Below are 15,250 nucleotides of genomic sequence, written 5' to 3'. Positions count from 1 at the left end.
GTTGACTCTCCAGGACATCGGGACCACTCCGGGATTCGCGACGCGCACGGCCGGGGGGTCGGGTGCGCGAAGCCATCGCCAGACGTATCACACCAGGATCGCGAAGAAGATCCTCGCCGAGTTCTCCCACGAGCGGGCACTCGCCCCGGTGGCGAGTGGCGACGGGTACGTCGTCTCCTCCGCCGACGGCCGCACCGACTATTACTTCCGCGCCGACCGACTCGCCCTGGACAGCTGGGCGATCGACGAGTCGACGCTGCGTCGTGTGCGCGACGGCGCCGAACTCCCAGTCGACGCGGTGGCGATGATCGTCGACCTCGCCCCGTTCCTGGGGATCGGTCCCCAGGCGCTGCCGGAGTACCTCGAGGAGTTCATCAACACCCTGGCGATCAGCGCCGACCGTCCGGACGAACGACGCATCCCGGCAACGGATCTCGCTCACGCCGACTTCCAGACCATCGAGGCGACGATGACGGAGGGGCACCCGTGCATCGTCGCCAACGCCGGCCGTCTTGGTTTCAGCGCGGACGACATCGAGCGCTACGCCCCCGAGGTGGGCAACCACTTCAGGCTCGTCTGGCTCGCCGTCCGTCGCGAGGACTGTGACGTCGCCACGGTCAGCGACGTCGACTACGGCGCGCTGCTCCTCGACGAGCTCGGACCCGAGACGCTGTCCGACTTCGGGGACGCCCTGCGCGAAGTCGGTTGCGACCCGGCCGATTACCGGTACCTCCCGGTGCATCCCTGGCAGTGGGTCGAGAAAGTACGCAAGCTCTACTCCGCCGACATCGCCGACCAGCGCATCGTCGAGGTCGGCACGAGCCCCGACCTCTATCAGGCACAGCAGTCGATCCGCACGGTGTTCAACGCGACCACCCCGACCCGCAACTACGTCAAGGTCGCACTGTCGATCGTGAACATGGGTTTCACACGCGGGATGTCGGCCGACTACATGCGGACGACGCCGCTGATCAACAACTGGGTCCGTGGACTCGTCGCCGACGACCAGTACCTCGCCGCGATCGGCTTCGAGATGATCTTCGAGGTCGCGGCGATCGGTTACCGCAGTCCGACGTTCACGCCGATCACGCAGCCGGGGTCGGAGTACCGCAAGATCCTGTCCGCGCTGTGGCGACAGAGCCCGGTGCCGCTGGCAGCCGCCGACGAGCAACTGTCGACCATGGCCGCGCTGCTTCACGTCGACCACCTGGGGGAGCCACTGGTCGGCGCGTTCATCGACCGTTCGGGTGTTCCCGCGACCGAGTGGATCCGTCGCTACCTGCGCACCTATCTGCACCCCATCGCCTACCTGCTCTACCGATACGAGCTGAAGTTCTCACCGCACGGGGAGAACCTCATCCTGGTTCTCGCCGAGGGCATCCCGGTGCGAGCGATCCTCAAGGACATCGGCGAGGAGGTATCGGTGTTCGGCGAGGCGGACGGACTCCCGGAGAGTTGCGCCCGCGTCCGGACCACCGAACCGGACGAGATCCGCAACCTGGGTGTGCTGTCGGACGTCTTCGACGACTTCCTGCGTCCACTCGCCGAGATCCTGCACACGCACGGCATCGTCGGCGACGACGAGTTCTGGTCGCTGGTGGCCGAGAGCCTGCGTGAGTTCGTCGCCGCCCACCCCGATCTGGAAGACAGGTTCGCTCGCTGGGATCTGTTCGCACCGGAGTTCGGGGCGGTGCACATGAACGGGCTGCAACTGCGCAACAACAAGCGCATGGTCGACATCGAGGACTCCTACGCATCGCTGATCGACGCGGGTCACCGGCTCGTCAATCCGATTGCGCCGCCGAGGGACCGGTGACGGAGATGACCACCACCCGCACCCACGCACCCGACGACGTGGAGATCCTGCGTGATGACCACGGCATCCCGCACGTCCTCGCCACGACGCCGCGCGGAGCTCTGTACGGACAGGGCCGGGCATGCGGCGAGGACCGGCGCTGGCAGATCGAGTTCATGCGGCTGCGCGCCGAGGGACGCACCGCCGAGGTCTTCGGGGCCGGCTGCGTCGAATGGGACACCTTCGCCCGCCGCGCCCAGCTCGACGTGGCGGCGAAACGCATCTTCGACGCATCGTCCACCCGCACCCGGGAACTGGTCACCGCCTACGCCGACGGCGTGAACAGCACCCTCGGCGACCTCGAGACGTCGGCTGCCGCACCGGAACTCGAGGCGTTGGCGCATCGTCCGCTGCCGTGGCGGCCGTGGACGCCGATCTCGGTGTTCATCATGCATCACGTGCTCTTCGGGCGGTTCACCACGAAACTCTTCCGCCTGCATGCCTGCCGCACGCTCGGTCTGGATGCGCTGCGGTTCTGGGACTTCGAGACGCGGGAGACCGACCCCACGGTGCCCGCGATGCCCGATGAGGCGTTCCTGGGGGAGATCCTCGCGATCACCCGCCCGGCGTCGCCCGAGCAACCCGCCCCGGCGGTGGACCTCGGCGATCCGATGTCGGGGAGCAACGCCTGGGGTGTGTCCGCCGAGCGGAGTTCGACCGGTGCGCCCATCGTCGCCGGCGACCCGCATCGATTCCTCGAACTGCCGGGCATCTATCAGCAGTTCCACCTCGCCTCGACAGGTCCGCACGAAGCATTCGACATGGCCGGGTTCGCCTTTGCCGGTGTCCCGGGAGTCCCGCACTTCTGTCAGGGCGACGACATCGCCTGGGGCATCACGAATGCCATGGGTGACTATCAGGATCTGTACCTCGAGCGATTGACGCGCGACGAGGCCGGCACGCTCCTGGTCGAGGTACCGGGCGGCGGGCGGGTGCCGGCCGGGGTGAGCACCGAGACGATCCTCGTCCGGGATGCCGAACCCGTTGCCGTGCAGCTCGTCACCACCCCGAACGGTGCCGTCGTCTTCGGCGGCCCCGACGAGTCGTTCGCGATGAGCATCCGGTCCCCGCTGCTCACCGAAGAGGTCACCTTCGACGCGCCGATCGACCTCCTCTTCGCGCGCACCGTCGCCGATGTCGAAGCAGCCCTGACGAAGTGGGTCGAGCCGGTCAACCGCGCGGTCATCGCCCACGCCGACGGCACCGTCGCCACCCACGTGGCCGGCCGGGTGCCGGTCCGCGCGCCCGAGAACTACTGGTTGCCGGTCCCGGGCTGGGACGAGCGCTACCAGTGGCGCGGATACGAGGCGGGTTCGCTCGGTGACCCCGGCTTCGACGCGACCCTCCGCAGCAGCATCACCGTCACCGCCAACCAGCGGATGTCCGATGTGCCTGCGTTGCAGCCGCTCACGAGTGAGTGCGTCGAACCGTTCCGTGCCGACCGGATCACCGCGCGGCTCGACGGTCTCAATTCGGTGAGTCCGGCGGATTGCGCCGAGATCCACACCGATGTCCGGCTCGAGCAGGCGTCCGTCGTCCAGGAGTTGCTGTCACGCGTACGCGGCGCCGACGCCGAAGCCGAGGGCATCCGGGAGAGCCTGGTGGCGTGGGACCGGTCGATGACCGCCGACAGCACCGACGCGTACCTCTATGCCGAGTTCCGTACCCAGTTGGTTCTCGGGGTCGCGAGTACCGACGTGCTCGCGCCGCTGCGCGGGCCGCACGGGTTCCCGGCGGTGTTCCAGCCGTGGTTCGTGCCCGAGCCCCGTCTCGCGACCGCGCTGACCTCGGTCGTCGCCAACACGGCGGGGATCGGCATCGACATCGAGGCCGTGGCGGTCGCCGCCCTCGATGCCGTGGTGGCCCGGATCGGGACCTTCGGTTCGACGCCCACGTGGGGCAGCGTCCACCGCCTGTCACCGATCCACGGATTCGACCTGGTCGGCGCGTCGCCGCAGCACCCGGACCTGTTCGCCACCCTTCGTCCGACCCCCCTGCCCCTGGCGGGGGACGCCGAGTGCGTGTTCGCCAACGCCGCGGCGGTCGGCACCCACCTGTGCATCACGGGTGCCGCCGCACGCTACGTGTGGGACCTCGCCGACCGCGGGGCGAGCCGCTGGATCGTCCCGCTGGGCGTGAGCGGTGATCCCCGTTCCGACCACTTCCAGGACCAGGCGCCGCGGTGGGCGGCGGGCGAGCTGATCGAGGTCGTCCGCGACTGGGATGTGTTGCGTGGCACGACCGCAGCAGCGTCGACGCCGTCCACCGCCACATCGACCGAGAGGGAGCCATGCCCGCGTTGACCGAAGCGCGACTGACGCTGTTGCGGCGTCGAATCGCGCAGACCGGCGAACCCGCCCGCACGGCCGCAGCTGACGAACCAAGGACCTCCGTGCCGTTCGGCGAGTTCGGCACCGCCGAACGGCGGATGTGGCGGATCTACGACCTGGATCCGGAATCGGTGTCGCACAACATCGGACTCGTCCTGCAGTTCGGCGGGACGCGAACGCTCCGATCGGTCGTCGACTCCGCCGAACTACTCGTCGAGCGCTTCGGGGTCCTGAGATCGGTGGTCGAGGTCGACAACGAGGGCACGCCGCGTCGCCGCGTCGTGTCGCACGCGGGATCGTGGGACGCATCGGGCACGGTGTGGACCTGGGGCCTGCCGGACGCGGAGGCAACCGGACCCGTCGACGATGCCGACGCGATCGCGACCTCGCTGACCCGCACGCCATTCGATCTGACGTCGGATGTGCCGCTCCGGCTTCGGGTCTCGGGTTCGGACGGCGACGTCACGATGATCCTCGTCGTCCACCATCTCGCCGTCGACGACACCTCATGGCCGCTGCTGCTGGGCACCCTGGTCTCGGGTTCGTGGCCCGGGGACGTCACCGCCGACTCCCGCCCGGTCACACCCGATTCCGCGGCCGTCGCGGCGGCCGCCGACGACGCGGTGCGCCACGCCCTCACGACCTGGGCCGCCGAGGACGTCCGCTATCCGCTCAGCGGCGAGTTGCCCACCGAGAGTGCCGCCGACAGTTGGCTCTCGCCGATGGACGACCGCGACGGCATCAAGGTCGCCGCCCCGGTTGCGGCCGACTCGCTGGCCGCTTTCGGCCGAGTCGCCCAGACCGTCGGGGCCACCCCGAACGCGTTGCTGATCGGCGTGTGTTCGCTGGCCGCGTATGCCCTGACCGGCGCCGCCGATCACGTCCTGGTGGTGCCGGCCGACAACCGTCGTCGGACGCAGTCACCCCAGAACGTCGGATACTGCGGCAACATCATCCCGATGCGGTTCCGCATCGACCCCGACGCCACCGTCGAGCAGGCTCTCCGGGACGCGGGCGCAGTCATCTACCGATCGATGGAACACTCCGGCACCGACTTCGGGCCGATCCTCACCGCGTTGCGACAGCAAGGCGGCCGTTTTCCCGTCATCGAGATCATGGCGTCGGTCCGGCCCGCACCGCTGCGCGGGATCCCGCAACCCGCCGACGCCCCGGTCACCTGCCGGTCGGTGTTCAACGGGATCGCCAACTACCCGCTCTCGATCGCCTTCGAGGCCGACGACGAGAGCACCCGCGTCGAGGTCGACCACCAACCGGGGATCGTCCCCGACACGGTGGCCGACCGCGCCACCGCAGTACTCACCGCACTCGTCGATCTGATTCCGACGTCGTTGCACCAGAACGTCTCCGCACTCGTCGAAACCCTCGCCGAGAGCGCACCACAGAAGGGCAGCGCCGGATGACCGGCCTGCCACCGCGCCACCGCGCACCAGAGTCAACAGGGGGGAACTCAGTGTCCGAAGACCGCCAGTCCGTATGGGGTGCCTCGCGATTCGCCCGTCCCGGCGATGGCTGGGCCGACGTCGGGCGCGGCTTGGCCGAGGTCGCGGCCGCGGTCGGCGACGATCACCACGGCGCCCCGCTGCCGAGCGGTGACCCCGTCGCCGTGCTCGGCGGGGTGACGGCACTACTCGGTCCGCACGGAGTCCCGGAGAACGGGATCGGCGAGTCCGAGGCGCTGACCCGGCTCGCCCGCCTGGTGGCCGAGTTCGGACTGGACCTCACCCATCCGATGGCCGCGGCGCATCTGCAACCCGCTCCCCTGTCGGTCGCGGTCGCCGCCGACGCCCTGGCCTCGGCCACCAATGCCTCACTCGACACCTACGATTCCGGCCCGGCCACGCTGGCGCTCGAGACCTGGACCGTCCAGTCGCTGGCTCGTATGGCCGGGTTCGGCGAACATGCCGGCGGTGTCTTCAGTCCCGGTGGATCGATCTCGAATCTGCTGGCGCTCATGATCGCTCGCGACCACACCGCTGCCCGGCGGGGCATCGACGTGCGGCACGACGGCGTCGGCGCGTTGCACCGCCCGGTCGTCTTCTGCTCGCGCGTGGCGCACTTCTCGGTTCACCGCGCCTGTGCGGCACTGGGGCTGGGCGAGACCGCGGTCATCCCGGTCGAGGTCGACTCGCATCACCGGATGATCCCGGAGGCGCTGGAGACGGCCATCCGCGAGGCCGGCGCGGCGACCCCGCTGGCGATCGTCGCCACCGCGGGCACCACCGACTTCGGTACCGTCGACCCGCTCGGGGAGATCGCCGACATCGCCGAGCGGCACGAGATCTGGATGCACGTCGACGCCGCCTACGGATTCGGCTCGCTGTTCTCCGACCGTCTCGCCGGTCTGCTCACCGGCGTCGAACGCGCCGACTCGGTCACCCTCGACCTGCACAAGGTCGGTTGGCAGCCGGCGGCCGCGAGCCTCATGCTGCTGTCCGACGCCGATCGCTTCGTGTCCCTGAACCGTTCGGTGGCCTACCTCAACCCCGACGACGACGTGGAGGCCGGGTACAGCGGCCTCCTGGGTCAGACGCTGCAGACGACGCGACGACCCGACGTCCTCAAGGTCGCGGCGACCCTGCTCGCCTACGGACGCCGCACTCTGGGTGACATGCTCGACAAGTGCAACGACCTCGCGGTGTACGCCGAACAGCGAATCGCCACCGAACTGCAGCTCGAGCTCATCGCACCGGTCACGCTGACCACCGTCGTGTTCCGGTATCGGTGCACCGATCTCGACGCGGTCAACGGCGAACTGCGGCGTCGGTTGATCGCCGACGGCAAGGCACTCATCGGCCGTACCCAGGTCCGGGTGCCCGGTGAGGAAGAGCCCCAGACCTGCCTGAAGCTGACCCTCCTCAACCCGGAGACCTCGGAGAGCGACATCGACGAGCTGTTCGACGAACTGTTGCGCGTCGCGCTCGAGGTGGAGTCGGAAGGCACCGCCGCACCCGGCGCGGAAGTCCACAGTGAAGAAATGGTGAGAGTGTCCGAATGACCCCAGAAGAGAAGACCACTGTCGAGAACGTAGACGTACTCGCGATCGGTTGCGGCCCATTCAATCTGGGCCTCGCCGCGCTCGCCTCGACGCTCGACGACGTGAACCTCCTGGTCGTCGACTCGCGAGACGAGTTCCGGTGGCATCCGGGCCTGATGTTCGACGACGCCACCCTCCAGGTGAGCTTCCTGTCGGACCTGGTGACGCTCGTCGACCCGACCCATCCGCTGTCGTTCCTGAACTACATGGCCGACATCGATCGCATGTACCGGTTCCTGGTGCGCGAGGACTTCTTCCCGACCCGCATCGAGTACGAGGCCTACCTGCTCTGGTGCGTGTCCCGGCTCGACTCGCTCCGGTGGGGCACCACCGTCGACGACGTGGCCTGGGACGCCGAGGCCGACGCGTTCCGGGTGACCGTGCACACCGGCGCGAGCTCCTCGACGGTGATCGCACGACACGTGGTGGTCGGCATCGGCACCGAACCGCTCGTCCCGCAGGCACTCTCGTCGGATTCGCCCGCGGTGGTCCACAGCTCCGACTACCTGTTCAACCAGGAGAAGGCGCTCGCCGCCGAAACCGTCACCGTCATCGGCTCCGGCCAGTCGGGTGCCGAGATCGTCATCGATCTGCTGGAGGCGAACCTACGCGGCGGCCCCGCGGTCCGATGGTGGACGCGCACACCGTGGTTCGCGCCGCTGGACTTCACGAAGCTCTCGCTGGAGATGACCACGCCGGCCTACATGGACTACTTCCACAGCCTTCCCGAGGCCGCGCGGGATCGGGTTCGCCCGCAGCACTGGCAGTTCCACAAGGGCATTTCCACCGACACCCTGGAGCGCCTGCACGACCTGCTGTACCGGCGCCAGTTGCAGGACAAGCTCAACCCGGTGCAGCTGCGGATCTCGGTCGAGGTCGAGGGCATCGACACCCTCGCCGACGGCAAGCTCCGGGTCCGCGGCCGTCACCTCGACACCGGCTCCGAGCTGGCCCACACCACCGACATGGTCATCGCCAGTACCGGCTACCAGGCCCGCAGGGCGGACTTCCTGGCCCCGATCGAGTCTGCGCTGCACCGGGATTCGCGCGGGCGCCTGGTCATCGGCGCCAACCACGAGATCGAGACCGACGACGCCCTGACCAACCGGATCTTCGTCGCCAATGCCGAGGAGCACGCGCACGGCGTCTCGGCCCCGAACCTCGACATCGGCGCGGTCCGCAACGCACGCATCCTGAACACCGTGCTGGGCCGCGAGGCCTACCGCCTGCCCAAGCACACCGCGTTCACCAGCTTCGGCGCGTCGGACGACGACGACATCGTCGCGCCGTAACCCGCTAGCCGGCTCACGGCCCGATTCGCCACGTGCGGCTCGGGCCGTTGTCGTTGTTGCGAAGTGGCTTCGACACGGCTCCTCGCTGCGCTCGTCGCCTGCTCAACCAGCGGGGGTGATCCGCTGCGCTCGTCGCCTGCTCAACCAGCGGGGGCGATCCGCTGCTCCCTGAGGTGCGAGGAGCGATAGCGACGGGCACCCCCCTGCTCCCTGAGGTGCGAGGAGCGATAGCGACGGGCACCCCCCTGCTCCCTGAGGTGCGAGGAGCGATAGCGACGGGCACCCCCCTGCTCCCTGAGGTGCGAGGAGCGATAGCGACGAGCCACGAAGGGTCCGGTGCCCCCGAAAACCAACTCGCCCTCCGCATTCCGCGGAGGGCGAGTTCGTTCCAGACCGAGCTCAGTTGGACGCCGCGGCGAACGACGGCTTCAGCAGGTCGAGGACGTACGGGATCGAGTTCGGCGTCGGCGCGTTGAGACCCGTGATCTGCGACTGGGTCATGAACGTGACGGCGTTGTCCTTGACCGCCTTCAGGTTCTTGTACCCGGGCAGCGACTTCAGGGTCTCCGCCTGCTCGGGGGTGGCCGTGGCCACGACGAGCACGTCGGCGTCGAGCATCGGGATGTTCTCGGTGCTCAGCCCGAAGCGCGGCTGGCCGGTCCGCTGGTACTCGGCGACCAGCTTGGGAGCCATCTTCATCCCGAGCGAGGTGAACAGCTTTCCGGCGCCGTCGTTCTCGTCACCGAGCACCGACAGCTGGTCGTTGCCGTACATGAACGCGAACGCGTAGGTCTTACCCTTCAGATCCGGGTACTCCTGCGCCACCGCCGCGATCTTCGCGTTGGTGTCGTCGATGATCGACTTCGCCTTCTCCGGGTCGTGCAGCACGGTGCCCATCACCGTGACCATGTCCTGCCAGGGATCGATCTCCTGGTCGCTGATGGCGTTGACCGTCGGGGCCAGCTTCGAGATCTGCTGGAACTCCGGACTGTCCGAGGCGAAGCCGGGTGCGAAGATCAGGTCCGGGTTCAGCTTGGCGATGGTCGTCGCGTCGTCGCCCTTGGTGGGATCGACGAACGTCGCGTCGGCCAGTTTCTCGCCGTACCACGGCTGCATCTCGCCGGTCGCCGACTTCGAGTAGTCGTAGTACCCGACCGGCGTCTCACCGAAGGACAGAACGACGTCGGTCCATTGGTCTCCCAGGGTCACGATCCGCTCCGGGGTGTCCGGGATCGTCACCGACCGGCCGTCCGGAAGGTTGAGTTGGACGGTGCCACCGGCGGATTCGTCATCCGAGCTCGAGCAACCGGCCAGCAGGCCCGCGAACAGGAGTGCACTCGCGGCGAGTGCACCCAGGCGTGGTCGTGAAATCACGTGAAGATCCCCCAATGGGTTGTCGGTGTCGTCCGGCGGACCGGACCGTGTCACCCCGCGCGGTCAGAGCGAGCAGGGCAGCAGGACGAATCCCGCGATGGTGCAGACGCTTCGGTTGGAGAGCTTCCACTTGTTGCCGCTCCACACGAACGTCATCGAGCGATTCTGGCTACCGCGGCCGACCACGCTGATCTGCAGCGGAGCGGTCAGCGTGTTGCCGCTGACCTGGACGGGCCCGACCATCTGGTAGCTGAGCCCGACGTTGCCGTAGGTCGTGATCGCGCGGGCGACGAGGTCGATCTGACGGAGCGCGCGCTCACCGCCCTCGAGTTCGGCGGCGCGTGCGGCGCGGCTGCCACTGGAGTTCATGACGATGCGGACCTTGGTGTTGAGCTGTCCGGGCGTCAGCGCGGTCGGGCCGGCGGCAACGCTCTGCTGCGGGGCGGCCGTGGTGCCCGGCGCTGGAGCAGGTGCGGGGGCCGCACCCGGAGCCGGCGCGGCTCCTTCACCGGGAGGACCGACCGGTCCACCGATCGCTCCGCCGCCTTCGGGCACGTTTTCCGTCGGGGCCGCTGCCGGCGCTCCGGCCGGTGCGCCGGCGGGTGCGGGCTGACCCGGGACGGGCTGCTGGCCGGCAATGCCCTGCTGGGGCAGCGCGGTCTGCGCGGCACCGAGGTTGACGACGGTCGGCTGTGCGGCGGTGGCGGAGTCGTTGCGCTCGCTGACCACGATGCCCACCACGCCGATCGTCACGACGATCGCGGAGATGATGGCAGCGATGCCTGCCGACGCCAGGACGGTCGGGACGCTGACCCCGCCCGATCGGCTAGACGAACCGGTGTCCGACTCGCGGTGATCGACCCCCGAGTAGTAATCGGCCCCGGCCGGGTCCTGGTAGTTGACGTCGTTGCTCATGTTGTTCTTTCTCCGTGTATGTCTTCGCCCCCGCCGGGCCGACGGCCACCTGTATATTGCAGCCCTCGGACCCCGGATTACAAGGCAAGCCTAAGCTCGCACCCCCGTCAGGTCGACGGGAGGGCCTCCTGAAGTACTTCGTCGAGCGCGGACACGAATCGTTCGGCGTATCCGGGTAGCGCCTGCGCGTCGGTGACGACGCCGAACGTGGTGGTGTGTCCGAGGATCAGGGTCGTCACCGACAGTGAGTAGCCCGCGAGCGGCGACAACGGTGTCAGGGTGACGATCGAACGCCCCAGCACCGACCGGACCCGCGAGAACCCGGGGTTGATGCCGATGTGGATGTCGGGGTGCATGTGGGACATCGACGCGTTCACGATCGCGCGTTGCAGACCCCACAGCGGGGCGCGCGGCAGATCGTCGGCGGCGGCCAGGTACAGCTCCGGCTTGCGCGTTGCTATCGTCTCGAGTTCGCTTCGCGCACGGCCGATCTGACGCGACAGATCAGGCTCGTTGCCGAGCAGGTTGAGGAGCGCCACGGACACCGCGTTGCCGGTGTGCCGGAACTCGTCGTCGAGGGTCACGGGCAGTGTCACGCGGACGACGTCGGCCTGTGGGGACGCGGGCGGGTTGAGGCTGATCGCCCGGCCGATGGCCGCGAGGAGGAACTCGTGGACGGTCGCGCCGTTCCCCTTGGCCGCCTTGCGCAGCGTCCGGGTCGACGCGGAGAACAGGGCGTACTCACGCTCGCCCGACTTCGTCAGGGCGGGCCAGGCTCGTTTCTTGCCACCGCCCGCCGCGTGCTGGTCGCCATAGGCGGCCTTCGCCTCTTTGAGTTCCTCGGGATCGATGCCGCTGATCCGGAAGCGCGGGCTGGTGGCGAATCGCTCGAATTCCGCGAGATCGTCGGGCTCCCCGTCGGCGAGGAGGGCGGCGAAGGCCGCGCCCGCGATGCCGTCGGAGATGCTGTGGTGCACCCGGAGCAGGACCCACTGTCCGACACCTTCGGCACCCGCCGACGGCGTGAACAGGGTGATGTCCCAGAACGGGCGCGGGCGCGGCAGCGGCGACTCGAGCAGTTTCGTCACCCGGCGCTGGAGATGGGCGCGGTCGGTGAACCCGAACTCGGTCACGTGCTCGCCGGCGTCCCAGCTGTCGTCGGCGAGCACCACCTCGGGCTTGCGCCAGCGGCCGTTGCGGATGCCCAGCCGGAAGATCTCGAACAGGCCGGCCCGCTCCCGGACACGCGTCCGCACCTCGTCGAGGCCGAGCAACCCGCCGTCGCTCTCGAGTTGCAGGATCATCGACCAGTGCATGGGCGCACTGTCTTTGTCCATGTGCAGGTAGGTGTGGTCGGGCGGCGCGAGTTCGGTGACACGCGCGTCGGCCGGTGCCTGGCTGGCTGGGCTGTTCATGGGATGACCGCCTGGGTGAGAGGGACGATGGCTCGAGCGCTTCAGGACACCGGCGAGCCGGTGCCGTGGAGTTCGGAGTCGACGAACATGGCCTGGTACCGCTCGGTGTCGGGTTTCATCGCCGCCGCGACCAGTTCCCACAGCACCTCGTCGGTGCCGCCGCCGACGCGGGCCAGTTTCATGTCCCGCCACCAGCGACCGATCGGGGATCCGGTCTCGAGGTAACCGATCCCGCCGAAGATGTGCAGGCACTCCGACGCGACCTCTTCCCCGAGGTTGGCGGCGGTGGCCTTCAGTGCCGCGGCGGTGCGCAGGTTGATCTTGCCCTCCGCGGCGACTCCGGCCAGCGAGTAGCGCAGGACGTCCACCCTGGCCTGCAGGTCGGCGACGCGCAGGCGCAGCGCCTGATGGTCGTAGAGCTTCTTGCCGAACTGGGTGCGCTCCACCATCCGGGCAAGCGTCACGCCGATCATCACGTCGCACGCGGCGGCGATCTGGGCGGCCACCGAGTACCGCTCGTGCGCCAGTCCCCAGCTGATGATCGCCAGGCCCGTCCCCGGCCGGGCGATCAGCGCCTCGTCGGGAATCCAGGCGTCGATGGTCACCGGCGCGGTGTCGAGGGGCCCGGCGCCGAGTTTCGCATACGGCTTCCCCACCGTCACCGACTCGATCGGGACGGCGGCCAACGCCACGTTGCCGCCCACGTCGGGACCGTCGTCGACGCCCCGGCAGACCACGAACACGTGGTCCGCGATCGGCGAGAGAGACACGAACTTCTTGTGCCCGACGACGCGGAACCCGCCGTTCTCCGGCAGGATCCGGGTCTCGGAGTTCTGTAGATCCGACCCGCCCTGCTCCTCGGAGGCCCCGATACACAGCACGGTCTCGGCGGTCAGGGCGCGCTGGGCCAGGTCTCTGAGATAGTCGTTGCGGCCGAAGCGGCGGAGGATTGCGATGGCCGAATCGTGCAGGCTCACACCCACTCCGATGGCCGCGGAGCCCAGCGCGCCGAGATGTGCGCCGAGGGCGAAATGGTCGTGGAGGTCGGTGACCTTGCGGTCCTCCCACTTGCGGACGAAGACGCCCTCGGCACCGAGGTGTTCGAGCAGGGGCCGCGGGAATCGATGATCCCGCTCGGCCTGCGCCGTCCACGCCGTAACCTGCTCGTCGAACGCGGCGTCGAGCAGTTCGGCGTACGTCTGCACTGGGGTCTCCACAGTCATGTCGGGTCCGGGTCCTTTCAGGCCGGGGTGCCGGCCTTCGACCGGATGAGGTCCTCGAGGTCGCCGACGGTCTTGGACTCGAAGAGCTCCCGTTCCGACAGCTTCACGCCGAGACGCTCTTCGATCGCCACCACGCCGATGGCGAACGCCACCGAGTCCAGCCCCAGGTCGTCGATCAGCTTCGAGTCGCGGCTGATGTCGCCGAGCGCGAGGTCGAGGTCCTCTTCGAGGATGCCGCGCAGGGCTTCGGTGATGTGATCGGACATGTGGTGGCTCCTGGGGTGGTGATGTTCGGTCGAAAGTATCGGTAGGTCAGCGCGGGACCACGTACGGGGCGACGCTGGCCAGCTTCTCGCAGGTCTCGGTGAACTCGCGCTCCGGCGTGGACTGGGCGACGATCCCGGCACCGGCACGCAGCCATGCGCCTTGCCCGGACGAGAAGATGGTGCGCAGGGCCAGGGTCGCCTCGAGCTCGCCCGTCGACGACGCGGTGAGGATCGCACCGGAGTACAGGCCGCGGCGTCGGGGCTCGAGACGGTCGATCGCCTCCACGGCCGGGGTCTTGGGAATGCCCGACGCGGTGATCGACGGGAACACCACCTCAAGTGCGCGCCAGGGGGTTTCGTGGTCAGCAAGGGTTCCACGCACGGTCGAGGCCAGATGCTGGACGCTCCCGCGCTCGCGGACCTCCATGAACTCACTCACGGCCGTGGTGTCCGCAGTGGCGATCGAGGAGATCTCGTCGAAGCACGCACGTACCGACATGGCGTGCTCGGCGATCTCCTTGGCATCCGAGAGCAGGTCGGCCCGGGCCGCCGCGTCCTGCTCCGCGGAGATCCCGAAAGCCCTTGTGCCGGCAAGTGGTTCGGTGACCACGGTCCGGTCGTCGTGCACCGCGACCACGAGTTCGGGACTGAACCCGGCCGCCTGCAGGTCACCGAGCGAGAGCAGGTAGCTCCGGGCGGGGTTGTTGTCGGCGCGGCCGCGGGCGTAGGTGGCGGGGATGTCGACGTCGAACGGGATGTCGACGGCACGCGAGAGGATCACCTTCTGGTACCGGCCGGCTTCGATCTCGGCGACAGCGGTGGCCACACGGCCCCGGTAGTCGTCCGGGTCGGACTGCACGTCCACCGGCCGCGACTCGCCGGAAACGGTGGCTCGCGAGGCGATCTCGAGGAGACGACCGGCACGCTCGGCGTCGAGCGACCCGGTGTCGACCCCGTCGGCGTCCACGGTCACCTCGAACTCGGGGACGATGAGGTGCGCGAGGACGGTGTCCTCCGGAACACGGTCGATGATGCCGTGGTACGGGGCACAGAAGTCGAAGCCGACCCAGCCGTAGACGCGCCAGTCCGGAATCGACAGCGACGCGGTCGCGGCGGCGAGCGCGTCGGCGGGGTCGCCGTGCCAGGGCGTCGTCGTGCGGTCGCCCTGATCGTCGACGATGACCTCGCTGCGTGTGATCACCACGCGGGCGCGGACACCCGCCGCGAAGGTCCAGCGCCGGTCACGCTCGTAGACGACATGGTCGCCGAATTCGCCGGAGCCGGCCCAGGCCGCCGTGATCCGCGCGGCATCGGACTCGCTCAGCGGCGAGGCCGGCGCGAGCAGGTCGACGAACTGCGCGGCGTGCGATTCGGTTGTCAGCGACATGTCCTTCGTTCCTCCGGTCGTGATGCACTCGAGCACCGATGATCATAGGGAATCTTAGGGCAGCCTAATCAAACAATCCCCCGCGGGTCGATAGCCGGCCTCCCGCCCTGCATCGACCGGTAAGGTTACCCTATCCTG

The 15,250-nt window shown here is 68.8% G+C and carries 11 protein-coding genes; 5 read left to right on the top strand and 6 right to left on the bottom strand.

Annotation, left to right across the window (positions count from 1 at the left end):
• The first annotated feature begins 1 nt into the window (after position 1).
• Genes LEL84_RS17835 through LEL84_RS17815 form a run of 5 tightly spaced genes read left to right on the top strand, consistent with a single transcriptional unit; the run spans position 2 to position 8,532 of the window.
• Positions 2-1,816, top strand: a complete 1,815-nt coding sequence (locus LEL84_RS17835; protein WP_226512347.1) for an IucA/IucC family protein — start codon at positions 2-4, stop codon at positions 1,814-1,816.
• A gap of 5 nt (positions 1,817-1,821) precedes the next feature.
• Positions 1,822-4,158 (top strand): penicillin acylase family protein, encoded by a 2,337-nt coding sequence (locus LEL84_RS17830; protein ID WP_226512346.1) that lies wholly within the window; start codon positions 1,822-1,824, stop codon positions 4,156-4,158.
• On the top strand, positions 4,146-5,606 hold the full coding sequence (locus tag LEL84_RS17825; RefSeq protein WP_065630480.1) for a condensation domain-containing protein: 1,461 nt from the start codon (positions 4,146-4,148) through the stop codon (positions 5,604-5,606). Before LEL84_RS17830 ends, LEL84_RS17825 begins: the two co-directional genes overlap by 13 nt.
• Positions 5,607-5,656: 50 nt before the next feature.
• The gene (locus LEL84_RS17820) at positions 5,657-7,201 is read left to right on the top strand and encodes a pyridoxal phosphate-dependent decarboxylase family protein (protein ID WP_159369981.1); all 1,545 of its coding nucleotides are present in this window, start codon (positions 5,657-5,659) and stop codon (positions 7,199-7,201) included.
• Positions 7,198-8,532 (top strand): lysine N(6)-hydroxylase/L-ornithine N(5)-oxygenase family protein, encoded by a 1,335-nt coding sequence (locus LEL84_RS17815; protein WP_226512345.1) that lies wholly within the window; start codon positions 7,198-7,200, stop codon positions 8,530-8,532. The genes LEL84_RS17820 and LEL84_RS17815 overlap by 4 nt, the downstream gene beginning before the upstream one ends.
• Before the next feature lie 399 nt (positions 8,533-8,931).
• On the opposite strand, the gene LEL84_RS17810 is transcribed toward LEL84_RS17815, so the two are convergent.
• The 6 genes from LEL84_RS17810 to LEL84_RS17785 all read right to left on the bottom strand — a co-directional run bounded on the left by LEL84_RS17810 (position 8,932) and on the right by LEL84_RS17785 (position 15,112).
• On the bottom strand, positions 8,932-9,906 hold the full coding sequence (locus tag LEL84_RS17810) for an ABC transporter substrate-binding protein (RefSeq protein WP_058251432.1): 975 nt from the start codon (positions 9,904-9,906) through the stop codon (positions 8,932-8,934).
• 63 nt (positions 9,907-9,969) lie between these two features.
• The gene (locus tag LEL84_RS17805) at positions 9,970-10,821 is read right to left on the bottom strand and encodes a hypothetical protein (RefSeq protein ID WP_226512344.1); all 852 of its coding nucleotides are present in this window, start codon (positions 10,819-10,821) and stop codon (positions 9,970-9,972) included.
• Positions 10,822-10,928: 107 nt separating this feature from the next.
• Positions 10,929-12,236, bottom strand: coding sequence for a wax ester/triacylglycerol synthase domain-containing protein (locus LEL84_RS17800; protein ID WP_226512343.1), 1,308 nt, complete (start codon positions 12,234-12,236; stop codon positions 10,929-10,931).
• Positions 12,237-12,277: 41 nt separating this feature from the next.
• Positions 12,278-13,459, bottom strand: coding sequence for an acyl-CoA dehydrogenase family protein (locus tag LEL84_RS17795; protein WP_226512342.1), 1,182 nt, complete (start codon positions 13,457-13,459; stop codon positions 12,278-12,280).
• Between the two features lie 17 nt (positions 13,460-13,476).
• Entirely contained in the window at positions 13,477-13,725 is a 249-nt protein-coding gene (locus LEL84_RS17790; RefSeq protein ID WP_058251371.1) for an acyl carrier protein, read from the bottom strand.
• A 46-nt stretch (positions 13,726-13,771) separates the two neighbouring features.
• Positions 13,772-15,112, bottom strand: a complete 1,341-nt coding sequence (locus LEL84_RS17785) for a salicylate synthase (RefSeq protein ID WP_226512341.1) — start codon at positions 15,110-15,112, stop codon at positions 13,772-13,774.
• Positions 15,113-15,250: the final 138 nt, after the last annotated feature.

The sequence above is a fragment of the Gordonia sp. WA4-43 genome, assembly GCF_020520305.1.
Taxonomy (GTDB): domain Bacteria; phylum Actinomycetota; class Actinomycetes; order Mycobacteriales; family Mycobacteriaceae; genus Gordonia; species Gordonia hongkongensis.
This window is presented reverse-complemented; position numbering and strand designations above follow the sequence as displayed.